14 protein-coding genes are annotated in these 15,268 nt (G+C 73.0%); 1 reads left to right on the top strand and 13 read right to left on the bottom strand.

Annotation, left to right across the window (positions count from 1 at the left end; all coding sequences use genetic code 11):
- Positions 1-73: 73 nt before the first annotated feature.
- The 13 genes from ACF07V_RS15790 to infC all read right to left on the bottom strand — a co-directional run bounded on the left by ACF07V_RS15790 (position 74) and on the right by infC (position 14,580).
- The gene (locus tag ACF07V_RS15790; RefSeq protein ID WP_369143242.1) at positions 74-604 is read right to left on the bottom strand and encodes an NUDIX hydrolase; all 531 of its coding nucleotides are present in this window, start codon (positions 602-604) and stop codon (positions 74-76) included.
- Positions 605-666: 62 nt separating this feature from the next.
- Positions 667-2,007 (bottom strand): transcriptional regulator, encoded by a 1,341-nt coding sequence (locus ACF07V_RS15785; protein ID WP_392154919.1) that lies wholly within the window; start codon positions 2,005-2,007, stop codon positions 667-669.
- A gap of 302 nt (positions 2,008-2,309) precedes the next feature.
- The gene (locus tag ACF07V_RS15780; RefSeq protein WP_392154551.1) at positions 2,310-3,377 is read right to left on the bottom strand and encodes a PP2C family protein-serine/threonine phosphatase; all 1,068 of its coding nucleotides are present in this window, start codon (positions 3,375-3,377) and stop codon (positions 2,310-2,312) included.
- Between the two features lie 216 nt (positions 3,378-3,593).
- The gene (locus tag ACF07V_RS15775; protein WP_392154550.1) at positions 3,594-3,980 is read right to left on the bottom strand and encodes a tetratricopeptide repeat protein; all 387 of its coding nucleotides are present in this window, start codon (positions 3,978-3,980) and stop codon (positions 3,594-3,596) included.
- A gap of 10 nt (positions 3,981-3,990) precedes the next feature.
- Positions 3,991-5,133, bottom strand: a complete 1,143-nt coding sequence (locus ACF07V_RS15770) for a flavin-containing monooxygenase (RefSeq protein ID WP_392154548.1) — start codon at positions 5,131-5,133, stop codon at positions 3,991-3,993.
- Positions 5,134-5,260: 127 nt separating this feature from the next.
- Positions 5,261-6,910 carry a LuxR C-terminal-related transcriptional regulator gene (locus ACF07V_RS15765; protein WP_392154546.1) on the bottom strand — a complete coding sequence of 550 codons (1,650 nt, stop codon included), beginning with the start codon at positions 6,908-6,910 and terminating at the stop codon, positions 5,261-5,263.
- 111 nt (positions 6,911-7,021) lie between these two features.
- Positions 7,022-9,553, bottom strand: a complete 2,532-nt coding sequence (pheT, locus tag ACF07V_RS15760) for a phenylalanine--tRNA ligase subunit beta (protein WP_392154545.1) — start codon at positions 9,551-9,553, stop codon at positions 7,022-7,024.
- Positions 9,553-10,695 carry a phenylalanine--tRNA ligase subunit alpha gene (pheS, locus tag ACF07V_RS15755; RefSeq protein ID WP_362647006.1) on the bottom strand — a complete coding sequence of 381 codons (1,143 nt, stop codon included), beginning with the start codon at positions 10,693-10,695 and terminating at the stop codon, positions 9,553-9,555. The genes pheT and pheS overlap by 1 nt, the downstream gene beginning before the upstream one ends.
- 156 nt (positions 10,696-10,851) lie before the next feature.
- The gene (locus tag ACF07V_RS15750; protein WP_392154544.1) at positions 10,852-11,991 is read right to left on the bottom strand and encodes an ATP-binding protein; all 1,140 of its coding nucleotides are present in this window, start codon (positions 11,989-11,991) and stop codon (positions 10,852-10,854) included.
- 81 nt (positions 11,992-12,072) lie between these two features.
- The gene (locus ACF07V_RS15745) at positions 12,073-12,912 is read right to left on the bottom strand and encodes a TrmH family RNA methyltransferase (protein ID WP_392154543.1); all 840 of its coding nucleotides are present in this window, start codon (positions 12,910-12,912) and stop codon (positions 12,073-12,075) included.
- A 118-nt stretch (positions 12,913-13,030) separates the two neighbouring features.
- Entirely contained in the window at positions 13,031-13,417 is a 387-nt protein-coding gene (gene rplT / locus ACF07V_RS15740) for a 50S ribosomal protein L20 (RefSeq protein WP_056566486.1), read from the bottom strand.
- A gap of 106 nt (positions 13,418-13,523) precedes the next feature.
- A complete protein-coding gene (gene rpmI, locus ACF07V_RS15735) occupies positions 13,524-13,718 on the bottom strand; it encodes a 50S ribosomal protein L35 (RefSeq protein ID WP_041128339.1) in 195 nt (64 codons plus the stop codon).
- Positions 13,719-13,842: 124 nt separating this feature from the next.
- Entirely contained in the window at positions 13,843-14,580 is a 738-nt protein-coding gene (gene infC / locus ACF07V_RS15730) for a translation initiation factor IF-3 (RefSeq protein ID WP_392154542.1), read from the bottom strand.
- 270 nt (positions 14,581-14,850) lie between these two features.
- Between infC and ACF07V_RS15725 the strand changes: the two genes are divergently transcribed.
- Entirely contained in the window at positions 14,851-15,219 is a 369-nt protein-coding gene (locus ACF07V_RS15725) for a DUF1844 domain-containing protein (RefSeq protein WP_041128341.1), read from the top strand.
- Positions 15,220-15,268: the final 49 nt, after the last annotated feature.

The following is a 15,268-nucleotide window of genomic DNA, read 5'->3' as shown; positions in this document are numbered from 1 at the left end:
ACGCCGTCACTCCGGCCGGACGGCCCGTACACCCGCACAGGTACGGGCCGTCCGGCACTTGGCTCCCCCCGTCTCAGCCGAGGCGCAGATGGTGGAGCATCAGCAGTCCGGCAGCCATGTTGGCGGCCGGGATCTCGCCCCGGGCGATCATGTCGGGGATCTGTTTCAGCGGGATCCAGGCCCGCCGTGAGGACTCGAACGCGTCCTCCGGCGGCCCCGTGTACGTGGCCCGTTCCGCCCAGTAGAGGTGGTGGCGGGCGTCCGTCAGGCCGTTCGACGGTTCGACGGTGAGGAGATGGCGCAGCGGCCCCGGCCGCCAGCCGGTCTCCTCCTCCATCTCGCGGGCGGCGGCGGCCTCGACGTCCTCGCCGTCCTCGACGACGCCGGCGGCCAGCTCCCAGCCCCAGCTGTCGGTGATGAAACGGTGGCGCCAGAGCATCAGGACTTCGTCGGCCTCGTTGACGGCTGTCGCGACGGCGACCGGGCGGAGCCGGATCAGATAGTGGTCGAGGTGGCGGCCGTCCGGGAGTTCGACGTCCGCGAGGTTCACTCGGAACCAGCGATTCTCATAGACGGAGCGTTCGCTCAGTTTCGTCCACTGCACGTTCTTGCCACCTTCCGATCGGTCGGTGCTTGTTTGGTGGCAATATCGCAGCAGTTGACGGCTCACAGGGGAACGCGTAGCGCCCCTTCGATCAGAGCGGCCGCCTCCCGGGCGTCCCCGCCGCCGCTCGCGAGGAGATGCCCCCGCACCTGCGTGAGACGGTCCCGCAGCCGCCGCGACTCCATCCCCCGTGCCCGCTCCGTCATCTCCACCGCCGTGCGCGCCGCCCCGTCGGCCTCCCCCTGTCGCAGCTCGATCTGGCACAGCATGGCGAGCCGGTGCACCCGGCCCCGGTCGTGCGAGGGCATCCCGACCGCCGCCGACGCGTGCTCGTGGGCGGCGTCGAGTTCACCCAGACCGAGGAGGGCCTCCGCCACCTGCACATTGACGAACCCCGGCTGGACGTACCCGGTCTCCACCGGCTCCTCCCCCGGGCTGATCCGCTCCGCCGCCGTCTCGGCCCGCCGGATGCAGGCCAACGCGGCCGCCCCGTCGCCCAGATGCGCGTACGCCTTCGCCTGCATCGCCGTCAGATCGGCGGCGAGCGCCGGGGTGATCTGCCGCCCGGCCGCCCGCAGCGCCGCCTCCGCGAACGCCACCGCCTGCCGGTACTCCCCCATGAACAGCGACTGGTTGACGAGGAGGGCGATCACATACGCGCCCAGCCCCCGGTCCCCGCTCGCCTTCGCGAGCCGCAGCGCCTGGTGGAAGTAGCGCTGGGCCAGCCCGTGCGCGTCCGCGTCGTACGCGCAGATCCCGGCCACCGCGACGAGCCCGCCGGTGGCCCGGTGCAGCCGCCGGCCGAGCGCGTCGCTGTACGCACCCCGGAGCAGCGGCGCCGTCTCGGTGTTGAGGAAGCCGACGATCCGGGCCCGGGTCGCGATGCCGCCGGCCCTGCGGTACATCTGCTCGTAGTGCGAGCGGGCGGCGCTCAGGACCGTGATGTCGGCCGCCGAGACCGTCGTCCGGCCCGTGCGGGAGACGTCCACGTCCTCCGGCGGGTTCTCCCACTCCCACACCGGCATCACCGCCGGAGTGCCGGTGACGGCGGGGGCGGCGACTATGTGCGGCCGCTGCTGCTCGTCGGAGCGCCACAGGGCGGCCGCCCGTTCCACGAAGCCGGACAGCGGCGAACCGGCCGCCGGCGGCGGGCCGCCCGGCACCCCGAGGCCGATGTCGTCCAGGGTCACCTGCCGGTGCAGCCGGGCGGCCAGCACCTCGCAGATCAGGTCCGGCACCTGGCCGCGCGGCCGCTGGCCCTTCAACCAGCGGGCCACGGCGGTGTGTTCGTACCGCAGGGCGAGACCCCTGGCCCGGCCCGCCCGGTTCACATGGGCGGCCAGGCCGGCGTTCGAGACGCCCGCTTCGTCGAGCAGGGCGTCGAGCAGGGTGTTGGGCTGCATGGCCGCTCCGGTCGCTCGCATGGCCGCTCCGCTCGTTCGTGAGGCCGCTCCGCCCGCACGGTGAACTCAGCGTAGCGGTGGCCGATTTCGCACGGGGTGTGAACGAAGTACCCGTTCTCCCGGTCCGCGTACTCTGCCACGCTCGTCCCGGCCCCGGTTGACTGTGCTTCTCGCCGCAAGGCGACGACCGGGCCGCCGGCTCCCCCTCGTACAGTGCGGCCGCCCGGTCCGCGTCGCCCGCCCCGCTGATCTGCCCGACACTCCGTGGCGGGGCGGGCGACGCCGGTCCCGGCCCCCTCCGCTCAACAGTGGGAGGAGGGGGCGGGCCGGGGGCGGCGCAGCCCGGGTTCGGCGGGCTGCGCCGGCACCCGGACACGGTCGTTGCGTACGACGAGGAGCGCGATGTCGTCGGCGAGCCGGCCGCCCGTGTGGTGCAGCAGCGCCGCGTGGACCCGGTGGACCAGGGCGGCGGGCGCCTCTCCGGGCACCCCGGCGAGCGCGGCGTCGAGCGCGAAGAACCGGCCCCGGTGGTCGCGGGCCTCCTCCGCGCCGTCGGTGTGCAGGACCAGCGTCTCGCCGGGCAGGAGCCGGGCCGCCGTGTACGGGGCGATTCCGGCGGGCAGCGGCAGCACCCCGAGCGGGGGCAGCGGGTCCCCGACCGGGAGCCGCTCCACCCGCTGTCCGAGGCGGTACGGGCCGGGGTGACCGCAGTTGAGGACGGCCAGGCGCCCGTCGGAGCGGACCTCCACCAGCAGCAGGGTGACGAACTCCTCGGCCACCGGATGCTCGGGCTCCGCTCCGGCCCGCGCCGGATGCTCGTCCCGCGCCCGCTCCCGCAGATGGCGCTCCAGCGCCCGCTCCAACCGCCGCAGCACACCCGCGAGTTCGGCTTCGTCGTGGGCGGCCTCGCGGAAGCTGCCGAGCACCGCGACGACCGCGCCCAGCGCGGCGAGCCCGTGGCCCCGGACGTCCCCGATGACGATCCGCACCCCGTACGGGGTGGCCACCGCCTCGTACAGGTCCCCTCCGACGGAGGCTCCCCGGGAGGCGGACAGCTGCCCGGCGGCCAGCGCGAGGCCGTCGAGACGGGCCGGCGGCGGGCGCAGCAGGACCCGCTGGGTGGCGGCCGCGACGGCCCGGGCCCGGGCCAGTTCCCGGACGAGTCCGTGGCGGATGCCGAGGACCAGACCGACGCCGACGGTGAGGAAGACGACGCTGGTGGCGATCCGCATGGGCAGCCCCGGCTGCCGGGCCAGCGGACAGCCGAACTTCCACGCCACGGCCACGCCGCCCCAGGCGACGGGAAGGACGAGGGGGGCCGGCCGGCGGAGCCGGGAGCCCTCGGCGAGCAACGACCTGGTACGGATCATGCACGGCCCTCCTTGAGGCCCTACAGCGCGCAGGCCCGCCCCTGCGGCCGCGTCGATTCTGTCGACGGTCCCGGTCACGGGGGAACATCCGCCAGAGTTCTCACCCGAAGGAGTGAGCGCCATACCCGCGCCGCCCCTCGCCACCACCGCGCCACCCGCACAGACACGGGATCCCCGTACACGGATACGGGAATCCCGCACGGGCGCGCGGGCCGGTCAGGCCGCCGTACCGGCCGCGATGCCCATGACCCGCGCGTAGAGCCGTTCGGCCCCGGTCAGGTCGCCGCGCCGCTGCCGGATGGCGCCCAGGGCGTTCAGCGGCGGAGTGAGGCGGGGATCGTCGGGACCGTAGGCCCGTTCGTAGAGGTGCACCGCGAACCGCAGGGCCTCTTCCGCCTCGGCGGGCCGGCCCAGCGCTTCGAGCAGGATCCCCAGGGCCGACGCCGCCTCGGCCGCCTCGGCGGAGAAGGGGCCGGCCGTGCCGCGGGCCAGCCGGAGGGCCGCGCGCAGCTCGCGCTCGGCCTCGGCGTACCGGCCCTCGGCCCCGTACCGTCGTGCGCGCGCCAGATGCCGGCGCCCCCGCCGCCGTGCCGTCGCGTCCACGATGCCCGCCTCAGGAGCGCCGGGCGGAGACGGTCGCCTCGGCCGGGCGGCCCGCGGTGTCCCCGGCCCGGTGCTTCACCAGGTGGTTCACGACGTGTTCCGCGTCCCGGCCCGCGCCGCCGATGAGCATCGACGCGAAGGCGTACTGGAAGGCCAGGCCCACGAAGTACAGCCCCGGCGACGAGTCCACCACGCCGCGCCGCTCCAGCGGCCAGCCGTCCTCCCCCGTGACCGGGATGTCGATCCAGGAGAAGTCCTGCCGGAATCCCGTGCACCAGACGACGTTCGCGACGTCGAGGACCCGGCCGCCGTCGAGGACCGGGAGGCCGCCGCGCACACCGACGGTCCGCTCCGGGGCCAGCTCGACGCCGACGCGGGAGAGATCGGCCCGCTTGACCCGGATCAGCGGCCCGCCGTGCGCCCGGACGTCCGGACGGATCCTGCGGCCGATCGGTGTCCGGAGCGTCAGCACGTGCTGTGCCACGAACCAGAGCACCGGGAAGATCGCGTGGGCCGGCCCGCCCTCGATGTCGAACGGGATCTCACCGTGGATCGTGCCGCTGAGCACGGCCGGATGGCCCGCCGCGCCCACCTCGTAGGCGATGTCCCCGCCGGAGTGCGAGGCGCCGACCACCAGCACGCCGCCGGGCCGCAGCTGCGCCGGGTTCTTGTAGGCGCTGGAGTGCAGCTGGTTGACGCGCGGGTCGAGTCCGGCCGCGAAGCCGGGGACGTACGGGGTCCGGCCGAACGTTCCCGACGCGACGACGACGTGGTCGCACACATAGGCCGATGTGCCCGTCTCCACGACGTATCCGCCGTCCTCCCGTCCCACCCGGGTGACGCGCTGCCCGGTGCGGACGGGCAGCCCGAAGGTCCCGGCGTACGTCTCCAGGAAGTCGGCCATCTCGTCCTTGGTGGGAAAGGACGCCGGCGGCGCGGGAAAGCGCATCCCGGGCAGCGAGGCGACCCGCGCCGGGCTGAACAGGCGCAGCGAGTCCCAGTGGCAGCGCCAGTTGTCGCCGACCCGGTCCCCGCCGTCCAGGATCACGAACGGCCGGCCGCGCCGGGCGAGGTGGTATCCGGTGGCGAGTCCCGCCTGACCGGCTCCGATGACGACCGTCTCGATGCGTTCCGTCCCGTCGTTGGCGTTCATCGTCGGCCTCCTCGTTCGTTCCGTGGTTCCGACACTAGGAACGCGGGGGTGGGACCCGCTTCGGGAGAACGCCCCAATCGTGCGGCGCGACGGCGATGGGTCGTTCTGCCCATCGGCGGACCGCCGCCTACCCGGCGTGCCGCTCCCCGACCAGGTCGTGCTCGTAGGCGTACGCCGTGGCCGCGGACCGGGAGGAGAGGCCCAGCTTGCCGAAGATGTTGCTCAGGTGCCGGGCCACCGTCTTCTCGCTGAGGACCAGCTCGGCGGCGATCGCGTGGTTGGTACGACCGGTGGCGACGAGCCGCAGGACCTCGATCTCGCGGGGGCTGAGCCCGGCGTCCTCCCGGGGCCGCTCGCGGGTGAGCGCGTCGAGCCGGGCCAGGTCGGGGGCCGCGCCGAGCCGCCGGTACACCTGACGGGCCGAGTCCAGCTCCAGCCGGGCCGTGCCGGTGTCCCCCAGCCGCTGCCGGGCCAGGCCGAGCAGCTCGCGGGAGCGCGCCCCGTCGTAGGGGGCCTCCAGGTCCGCCCAGGTCCGGCACGCGTCGAGCAGGGCGTCCAGCGCCGCCGCGGCATCGCCCTCGGCGAGGAGGACGGCCCCGCGCGCGTGGGCGGCGACGGCGCGCAGCAGCGGGGCGCCGATGTCGTCGGCGGTCCTCGCCAGCTCGTCGGAGGCGGCCCGGGACCGGGGCACGTCCCCGGCGGCCAGCATGATCTCCACGTACGCGGCCAGCACCGTCGCCCGGCGCAGCCGGTCCGGCGTCTCGTCCGCGAGGCCCCGGATCGCCGCGACGGCCTCGTCCACCCGCCCCTGGGCCAGCCACAGCTGCGCCAGTCCGGGCTGGGCGGGGTGCCCGCACTCACCGGCCCGGCGGTAGTCCTCCTCGGCCCTGGCGAAGGTGCCGCGCACCCGGTGCAGCTCGGCCTGCTGGTAGCGGGCCATGCCGAGCGCCGCCCGGTTCAGCGGCTCGGAGAGCCGCTCGCACGCCTGCCGCGCCTCGTCCAGCGCGTCCGGCCACGCACCCCGTGTCTGCAGCACCTGGGAGCGGTGGACCAGGCACTGGCCGCGGTAGGGCACGAGATCCGGCTGGGCGGCGCACCAGTCGGACAGCGCCGCGGTCCACTCCTGCGCCCGCCGCAGGTCGAAGATCTCCTGGCAGGCCTCGATGACACTGCAGTAGACCATCCCGGTCACCAGCGGCGACACCTCGCCGGCGCTGACCGCGACCATGACCTCGTCGAGCAGGGCCACCCCGGCGGCGGTCTCGCCACCGTAGATCAGGGCCCGGCCCTGGCCGTGCCGGGCCAGGGCCACGAGGTCCGGGTCCGCGAAGCGCTCCCCGATCGCGACGGCCTCGCTGAACGCGGCGTACGCCGCCTGGTGGTCCTTGTGCGCGAGCCGCAGGCCCTGGGGGAACAGCAGATAGCCCTGTTCCACGCAGTCGAGCCGGGTGTCGTCGAGCAGCCGCTGGGCCCGGGCGAGCCAGCCGCCGCCCCGCGCTCTCTCGCCCTGCAGGAGGAGCGGCAGGGCCATCCAGAAGGCGCAGCGGACCGCCCGCGCCGTGTCGCCGAGGCTCAGATACGCGTGATGGGCCCGCTCGGTCGCCGCGACGCACTCCGCGTCGCATCCGACCAGGTAGGCGGCGGTCGCCCAGCGCACGAGGTCGTCGGGCCCGAGCGGCTGTCCGCCGTCGGCGCCCGAGAACCCGGTGTAGGCGTCCCACCACTCCTGGCGGGCGAAGGCGTCCCGGGCCCGTTCGAGTTCCGCAGCCACGTCCATGACGCGCCTCCCACGACCATTGCACCGCACGGCCGCGGGCTTGTCAGGCCGGATCATGCCGGAGGGGCCGGCCCGGAGTCTTCCGGACCGGCCCCTCCTGGGGTGTGCGCGTTACGCGCCGCGCAGGACGGCGCCCGTGCGCTCGGCGGCCAGGGCCACCGCGGCGTCACGGGCCGCGCTGGCCTCGTCGACGGTCAGGGTGCGGTCCGCGGCACGGAACTTCAGGGCGTACGCCAGGGACTTGCTGCCCTCACCGAGCTGGTCGCCGGTGTAGACGTCGAACAGCCGGATGGACTCCAGGAGTTCACCCGCGCCCTCGACGAGGGCGGCCTCGACCTCGGCGGCCGGGACGCCGGAGGCGACGACCAGGGCGACGTCCTGGGTGGCGACCGGGAAGGAGGAGATGCCCGGGGCCTTCACGGGACCCTCGTTCGCCTTCTCCAGGAGGTCCAGGTCGATCTCCATCGCGCAGGCGCGGGCCGGCAGGCCGAACGCCTTCACCACGCGCGGGTGGAGCTCGCCGGCGTGACCGACGAGGACCTTCTCGCCGTCCACCTCGACGTGGAAGGCGGCGCAGCGGCCCGGGTGCCAGGGCGCGTGCTGGTCGGCGCTGATGATCAGCTCGACCCCGGCCTCGGCGGCCACGGCCCGGCCGGCCTCGATGGCGTCCGCCCAGTCGGACGGGCGGCCCTTGCCCCACCAGCCGGCCTGCTCGCGCGCACCGGCGAGGACGACGGCGGCGCGGCGCGGCTGCTCGGGCAGCGCGGCGTTGACCGAGGCGATCTGCTCGTCGGAGGGGCGCCGGTCGACGGGCAGCCGGACGGCGACGCCCGGCTGGCCCTCGATGGGCCGGAACACCAGACCGGTCTCGAAGAGCGCCAGGTCGTGGCTGCCGCGGCTGTCGTTGCGGCGGAGCGCGCCGAGCAGGCCGGGGAGCAGCGTCGTACGGAGCGCGGGCTCCTCGTCGGAGAGCGGGTTGACCAGCTTCACGAGGCGGCGACGGGCGTCGTCCGCGTCGAGACCGAGGTGGTCGAGGGCCTGCTCGCCGATGAACGGGTAGTTCAGCGCCTCGACGTAGCCGGCGCCGGCCAGGACGCGGCCCACCCGGCGGTGGGTGCGCTGGCGCTCGGTGAGCCCGCGGCCGGCCGGGGGCTTCGGCAGCGTGGAGGGCAGGTTCTCGTAGCCCTCCAGGCGGATGACCTCTTCGGCCAGGTCGTTCGGCACGTAGAGGTCGGGACGCCACGACGGGACGGTGACGACGAGCTCGTCCTGGCCGTAGACGTCGCAGCCGACCTCCTGGAGGCGGCGGACGACGATCTCGCGGCCGTAGTCGACGCCCGCGACCTTGTCGGGGTGGTTCGCCGGCATGGTGATGGCGTGCGGCGCGGAGGGGGCGGCGACCTCGGTGACGCCGGCCTCGGCGGTGCCGCCCGCGAGGAGCACGAGCAGGTCGACCGTGCGCTGCGCCGCCGCGGCGGCGGCCTGCGGGTCGACGCCGCGCTCGAAGCGCTTGGACGCCTCGGAGGACAGCTTGTGGCGGCGGGCCGTGCGGGCGATCGAGATCGCGTCGAAGTGCGCGGCCTCGATGACGACCTCGGTGGTGCCGGTGACGATGCCGGTCTCCGGGTCGGTGACCGGATCGGCGATCTCGGTGTTGGCGCCGCCCATGACACCGGCGAGGCCGATCGGCCCGCGGTTGTCGGTGATGACCAGGTCCCCGGAGTCGAGGACGCGCGCGGTGCCGTCGAGGGTGGTGAACTTCTCGCCGGCGGCGGCACGGCGGACCCCGATGGGGCCGTCGATGCGGCTGCGGTCGTAGGCGTGCAGCGGCTGGCCGAGTTCGATCATCACGTAGTTGGTGATGTCGACGGCGAGCGAGATCGGGCGCATGCCGACCTTCTGCAGGCGGCGCTGCAGCCAGATCGGGCTGCGGGCCTCGGGGTCGAGGCCGACGACCGTACGGGCCGTGAAGCGGTCGCAGCCGATGGGGTCGGCGATCTGGAGCGGGTAGCCGTACGAGTTGGGCGCGGGCACGTCGAGGAGCGCCGGGTCGCGCAGCGGCAGGCCGTAGGCGGTGGCCGTCTCGCGGGCGACGCCACGGATCGAGAGGCAGTAGCCGCGGTCCGGGGTGACGGCGATGTCGAGGACCTCGTCGAAGAGCTCCAGGAGGACCGTGGCGTCGGTGCCGACCTCGTGCTCCGGCGGCAGCACGATGATGCCGTGCGTGCCGTCGTCGCCCATGCCGAGCTCGTCGCCGGAGCAGATCATGCCCCGGGAGACCCGGCCGTACGTCTTGCGCTCGGCGATCCGGAAGTCTCCGGGCAGCACGGCGCCGGGCAGGGCCACGACGACCTTGTCGCCCTCGGCGAAGTTACGGGCGCCGCAGATGATCTCCTGGGGCTCGCCGGTGCCGTTGGCCTGGCCGACGTCGACGGTGCAGAAGCGGATGGGCTTCTTGAAGTCCGTCAGCTCCTCGATGGTGAGGACCTTGCCGACCACCAGCGGGCCGGTCAGGCCGGCGCCGAGCTGCTCGACGGTCTCGACCTCGAGGCCTGCCGAAATGAGCTTGGCCTGGACGTCACGCCCGGTCTCCGTCGCCGGCAGGTCGACGTACTCCCGCAGCCAAGAAAGCGGGACCCGCATCAGATCTCCATCCCGAACGGCCGGGTGAACCGGACGTCACCCTCGACCATGTCTCGCATGTCTTCGACGTTGTGGCGGAACATCAGCATCCGCTCGATGCCGAACCCGAAGGCGAATCCGCTGTACTTCTCGGGGTCCACACCGCAGGCGACGAGCACCTTCGGGTTGACCATGCCGCAGCCGCCGAGCTCGATCCAGCCCTCGCTGCCGCAGGTGCGGCAGGGACGGTCCGGGTTGCCGACGGACTCGCCGCGGCAGACGTAGCAGAGCATGTCCATCTCTGCGGACGGCTCGGTGAAGGGGAAGAAGTTCGGCCGCAGCCGGGTCTTCATGTCCGGGCCGAAGAGCGCCTGGACCATGTGGTCGAGGGTGCCCTTGAGGTCGGCCATGGTGAGGCCCTCGTCGACGGCGAGCAGCTCGATCTGGTGGAAGACCGGGGTGTGCGTGGCGTCGAGCTCGTCGGTGCGGTAGACGCGGCCGGGGCACACGACGTAGACCGGGGGCTCCCGGTCGATGAGGGTGCGGGCCTGGACCGGCGAGGTGTGCGTACGGAGCACGACGCCGGACTCGTCGCCCGTGGTGACACCCGTTCCCTCCGGGGTGGTTCCCTGGACGAAGAAGGTGTCCTGCATCTGGCGCGCCGGGTGGTCCGGGACGAAGTTGAGGGCGTCGAAGTTGAACCACTCCGCCTCGACCTCGGGACCCTCGGCGACCTCGTACCCCATGGAGACGAACACGTCGGCGACGCGCTCCATGAGCGTGGTCAGCGGGTGGCGGGCACCGGCCGGGACGCGGTCGTACGGCAGGGTGACGTCGACGGCCTCCTCGACGAGGACGCGCGCGTCGCGCTCGGCCTCCAGCTCGGTCTGCCGGGCGGCGAGCGCCTTGGAGACGATGCCGCGGGCCTGGCCCACGAGCTTTCCGGCGGCGGCCTTGGCCTGCGGCGGCAGGGCACCGATCTCCCGGTTGGCGAGCGCCAGCGGCGAGGTGCCACCGGTGTGCGCCGTCTTCGCGTGCGCGAGCGCGTCGAGGTCGCCCGCGGCGGCGAAGGCGGCGAGCGCCTCGTCCCGCATGCGCTCGATCTCTTCCGGTTTCAGTGCCTCGACCTCAACCGGGTCGTACGACTTATTGGGTGCGGACATCTCTTCCCGTGCTTCCGTTGGCTGGCTGGGCGGCCCCGCTCGACGTCAAGGGCGCAAACGTGCCAAAGGACGAGTCTAACGGGGCCGGGGGACGCGAATGAGCCCGTGGGCAGGCCGCGCGGCTCCGGATCTCGTACGGTCTCGACTGCTGAGACGTCAGAGAAGGTGGGCCGGGGTGCCGACGGGCAGGATAAATCGGAACTCGGCCCCGCCACGGGGGCCCCGTCCGACGGTGATGGTGCCGCCGTGGGCCTCGACGACGCCCTTGACGATGTAGAGGCCGAGGCCGGTGCCGCCGCGCTTGCTGCCCCGCCAGAAGCGGGTGAAGACACGGCTCATCGACGCTTCGGGGATGCCGGGTCCCTCGTCGCTCACGGTGACCTCCGTCCCCTCTTCTCCGTCGTCGCCCAGCGTGGTGGGTGCCACCTCGATGGTGACGGTTCCCTCGCCGTGGCGCACCGCATTTTCGAGGAGGTTCCCGAGGATCTGGTCGATCTTGTCGGGGTCGGCCCAGAGCGCGGGCAGCCGGGGCCTGATCCGTACGAAGAAACGGTCCGGGGACTGGCCGCCGGTGGTGTGCACCTGGATGTGCCGGCCGACGGCGGCGGCGATGTCGACGGGCTGGCGGCGCACTTCGAGGCGGCCGGAGTCGATCCGGGAGATGTCGAGGAGTTCGGCGATGAGCCGCTTGATGCGGCCCGCGTCGGCGTCGACGGTCTCCAGCATGAGCCGCTTCTGCTCGTCGTTGAACCGCTCCCACTTGTCGAGGAGGGTGGCGGTGAACCCCTTCACGGAGGTGAGCGGGGAGCGCAGCTCGTGGGCGACGGTGGCGATGAGCTCGGCGTGGCTGCGCTCGGTGCGGCGGCGCGCCTCGGTGCCGCGCAGGGAGACCACGACCCGGCGGACGGGTCCCGTGGGGTGCTCGCGGACGTACCGGGCGGAGACGAGGACCTCGCGGCCGCCGGGGAGCAGCAGGTTGCGCTCGGGCTGGCCGCGGCGGATGGAGAGGCCGCCGTACGGATCGGTCAGGGCCCACCAGCGGCGTCCCTTGAGGTCCTCCAGGGGCAGCGCCTCGTCGAGGGGGAGGCCGAGGGCCCGGTCAGCGGGGACGGCGGTGATGCGGCCGGCGGCGGCGTTGAAGCAGACGACGCGGCCGGTCTCGTCGGCGACGACGAGACCGTCGGGCAGGTCGTCGGGATCGAGTCCGGCGAAGCCGTCCGCCGCGGAGGCGGGCGACTTCGGGGCGTGCGGCGCAGCACTCCGTGCCTGTGCGGGACTGTCCGTGCCGACCGTCATCCCCGTTCCCCACCCCTCCGTGTAGCGCAGTGGGCCCCCGAGTGCGTCACTCTACTGGGCGTGGAGGGCGGAATGGACCCCTCAGGCGGAGGTTCGGGGGCGCTGGGCGCGGGCGGAGGCGTACAGGCAGACCGCGGCGGCGGTGGCGAGGTTGAGGCTCTCGGCCTTGCCGTGGATCGGGACGCGGACGACGGCGTCGGCGAGCGCCCGGGTCTCCTCGGGCAGCCCCCAGGCCTCGTTGCCGAAGATCCAGGCGGTGGGCCCGCCCATGGTGCCGGCGTCGAGCTCGTCGTCGAGGTCGTCCTGGCCGGCCCCGTCGGCGGCGAGGATCCGTACGCCCGCGCCCTTCAGTCCGGCGACGGCCTGCTCGACGGGGACGCCGACGGCCACCGGCAGGTGGAAGAGGGAGCCGACGGAGGCGCGGACGGACTTGGGGTTGTAGAGGTCGACGGAGGCGTCGGTGAGGACGACGGCGTCGGCGCCGGCCGCGTCGGCGCAGCGCAGCACGGTGCCGGCGTTCCCGGGGTCGCGGACGTGCGCGAGGACGGCGACCAGCTTGGGCCTGGCGGCGATGATCTCCTCGAACGGCGAGTCGAGGAACCGGCAGACGCCGACGAGGCCCTGCGGGGTGACGGTCTGGGAGACCTCGGCGAGGACGGCGTCGGAGGCGTGGTGGACGCGGGCGCCGGCGGCGCGGGCGGCGTCGACGATCGCGGTGTAGCGCTCGGCGGCCTCGACGGTGGTGAACAGCTCGACGAGGGTCGGCTCCCCGCCGCTGCCGCGGTGCTCGACGGCCTCGCGGACGGCCTGGGGGCCTTCGGCGATGAAGAGGCGGTCCTTGCCCCGGAAGTTGCGCTTGGCGAGCCGCCGGGCGGCGACGACGCGCGGGGAACGCGGGGAGATCAGCTCGGGGGTGACCATGAGGTGCGGCGGTTCTCTCTTCGGTGCCGGGACTACGGGTTTTCGGGGGCCGACGCACCCGGACCCGCAGGCGCGAGCGCGCTTGCGGGTCCGGGCGGAAGTACTGCGGCCTGGAAGATCAGGCGGCGACCTTCGGGGCGTTGACGTCGGCCGGGAGGGCCTTCTGCGCGACCTCGACCAGCGCGGCGAACGCGTTGATGTCGTTGACGGCCAGCTCGGCGAGGATCTTGCGGTCCACCTCGATGTTGGCGGCCTTCAGACCCTGGATGAGGCGGTTGTACGTCATGCCGTTCTGGCGGGCAGCGGCGTTGATGCGCTGGATCCACAGCTGACGGAAGTCGCCCTTGCGCTTCTTGCGGTCGTTGTAGTTGTAGACCAGCGAGTGGGTGACCTGCTCCTTGGCCTTGCGGTACAGGCGCGAACGCTGACCGCGGTAGCCGGAGGCCGCCTCGAGGATCGCCCGGCGCTTCTTGTGGGCGTTGACTGCCCGCTTGACGCGTGCCACTTCTTAACTCCTTGTAGCGGGGTCGTGGTGGTCCTCACACGACCCGAAAAACGGATGGGTCCCGGTCTGTGCCGGATGCCCTCGTCGCCGAGGGCGGGAGATCAGATCAGATGCCCAGCATCTTCTTGATCTTGGCGGAGTCACCCGGGGCCATCTCGGCGTTGCCGGTGAGGCGACGCGTCAGCTTGGACGACTTGTGCTCGAGCAGGTGGCGCTTACCGGCGCGCTCGCGCAGGATCTTGCCGGAGCCGGTGACCTTGAAGCGCTTCTTGGCACCGGAGTGCGTCTTGTTCTTCGGCATAGCGCCGTTCTCTCCTCGTCAGTGGCGCTCCCCCCGGTGCGGGCACCGGTCGACCGGGAGCGTCATTCTTCGATTGGGTGGAACCGGACGGAATCCGGGGGCTGCCGGAGGCAGCCCCCACGGATCACGCCTCGGCGTTCTCGGCCGGGGTCTCCTCGGTCGAGGTCTCCTCGGCAGCGGCCTCGACGGGGGCCTCGGACGTACCGCCCTGGCGCTCCGCCTTGCGCGCGGCCTGGGCCTCGCGAGCCTCGGCCATGGCCTCGGTCTTCTTCTTGTGCGGACCGAGAACCATGATCATGTTCCGGCCGTCCTGCTTCGGGTTGGACTCGATGAATCCAAGCTCCTGGACGTCCTCGGCGAGGCGCTGCAGAAGTCGGTAACCGAGCTCCGGGCGGGACTGCTCACGACCACGGAACATGATCGTGATCTTGACCTTGTCGCCCTGCTTGAGGAACCGGACGACGTGACCCTTCTTGGTGTCATAGTCGTGCGGGTCGATCTTCGGCCGGAGCTTCATCTCCTTGATGACCGTGTGCGCCTGGTTCTTGCGCGCCTCACGGGCCTTCATGGCCGACTCGTACTTGAACTTCCCGTAGTCCATGAGCTTGCACACGGGCGGGCGGGCGTTCGCCGCGACCTCGACCAGGTCGAGGTCGTACTCCTGAGCGAGCTCCAGGGCCTTGGCAAGGGGGACGATGCCCACCTGCTCGCCACTGGGGCCGACAAGACGCACCTCGGGAACGCGAATCCGCTCGTTGATGCGGGGCTCGGCGCTGATGGATCCTCCTCGGTAGCACCACGCGACCGCCTTGGCGGACGGACACGTCACGTGAAACAGTTGAGACCAACCGGGCCGGCACATGAAAAATGCCCCGGACGGTACACAGGCGGGGCTCCACGGAAAACCGGAGCACCACCACGGTGAACCGCGGGGCGCACATCGGGCGGCTCCATCGTCCGTACGGAACGATGGGCGCCACCTGACCGGTGACCCGCCACCCGTGAGGGTGGTCAGGTGGGAGTACGGAGCCTCCACTTGTGGGCCGGACACAGAGATGTCCGGCCGGTCGTTACACAAGGTTAGCAGGACCCGGCGGTCGGCGCGAACCGTACGTCCGCTTATCGTGTGGGCATGAGCGAGACGCCCCAGAACGAGTCCACGGACACCCCCGACTTCGAAAGCATGACCCGCGACATCGCGGAGGTCCCGGCGGTCGAGGTGATCGTGACGGTCGCCGTCAACCTGATGAGCGCCGCCGCGGTGAAGCTCGGGCTCACCGAGGAGGGCGAGAAGCACAAGGACCTCGACGAGGCGCGGAAGCTGATCCACGCGCTCGCGGGCCTCCTGGACGCCGGCGCGACGGAGGTCTCCTCCTTCCACGCGGCGCCGCTGCGGGACGGCCTGAAGTCCCTCCAGCTCGCCTTCCGCGAGGCGTCCCTGATCCCGGACGAGCCGGGCCAGGGACCGGGCGAGAAGTACACCGGGCCGGTGTACGGCTAGAAGCCGCTCGGGTCCGCCGGGCCGCGGGTGTACGGGGGTCGCCCCCGGG

The sequence above is a fragment of the Streptomyces sp. NPDC015661 genome, from assembly GCF_043077765.1.
In the GTDB taxonomy this organism is placed as follows: domain Bacteria; phylum Actinomycetota; class Actinomycetes; order Streptomycetales; family Streptomycetaceae; genus Streptomyces.
Note: the sequence above shows the minus strand (reverse complement) of the source record. Positions and strands in the feature narration are given on the sequence as shown.

Excerpts from the sequence above, each read along its gene's own strand:
- ACF07V_RS15770 (WP_392154548.1), bottom strand. The coding sequence starts at position 5,133 with ATGAACGCCAACGACGGGACGGAACGCATCGAGACGGTCGTCATCGGA.
- ACF07V_RS15780 (WP_392154551.1), bottom strand. The coding sequence starts at position 3,377 with ATGATCCGTACCAGGTCGTTGCTCGCCGAGGGCTCCCGGCTCCGCCGG.
- ACF07V_RS15750 (WP_392154544.1), bottom strand. The coding sequence starts at position 11,991 with ATGACGGTCGGCACGGACAGTCCCGCACAGGCACGGAGTGCTGCGCCG.
- infC (WP_392154542.1), bottom strand. The coding sequence starts at position 14,580 with ATGTGCCGGCCCGGTTGGTCTCAACTGTTTCACGTGACGTGTCCGTCC.
- pheT (WP_392154545.1), bottom strand. The coding sequence starts at position 9,553 with ATGCGGGTCCCGCTTTCTTGGCTGCGGGAGTACGTCGACCTGCCGGCG.
- ACF07V_RS15765 (WP_392154546.1), bottom strand. The coding sequence starts at position 6,910 with ATGGACGTGGCTGCGGAACTCGAACGGGCCCGGGACGCCTTCGCCCGC.
- ACF07V_RS15785 (WP_392154919.1), bottom strand. The coding sequence starts at position 2,007 with ATGCAGCCCAACACCCTGCTCGACGCCCTGCTCGACGAAGCGGGCGTC.
- ACF07V_RS15745 (WP_392154543.1), bottom strand. The coding sequence starts at position 12,912 with ATGGTCACCCCCGAGCTGATCTCCCCGCGTTCCCCGCGCGTCGTCGCC.
- rpmI (WP_041128339.1), bottom strand. The coding sequence starts at position 13,718 with ATGCCGAAGAACAAGACGCACTCCGGTGCCAAGAAGCGCTTCAAGGTC.
- ACF07V_RS15725 (WP_041128341.1), top strand. The coding sequence starts at position 14,851 with ATGAGCGAGACGCCCCAGAACGAGTCCACGGACACCCCCGACTTCGAA.
- pheS (WP_362647006.1), bottom strand. The coding sequence starts at position 10,695 with ATGTCCGCACCCAATAAGTCGTACGACCCGGTTGAGGTCGAGGCACTG.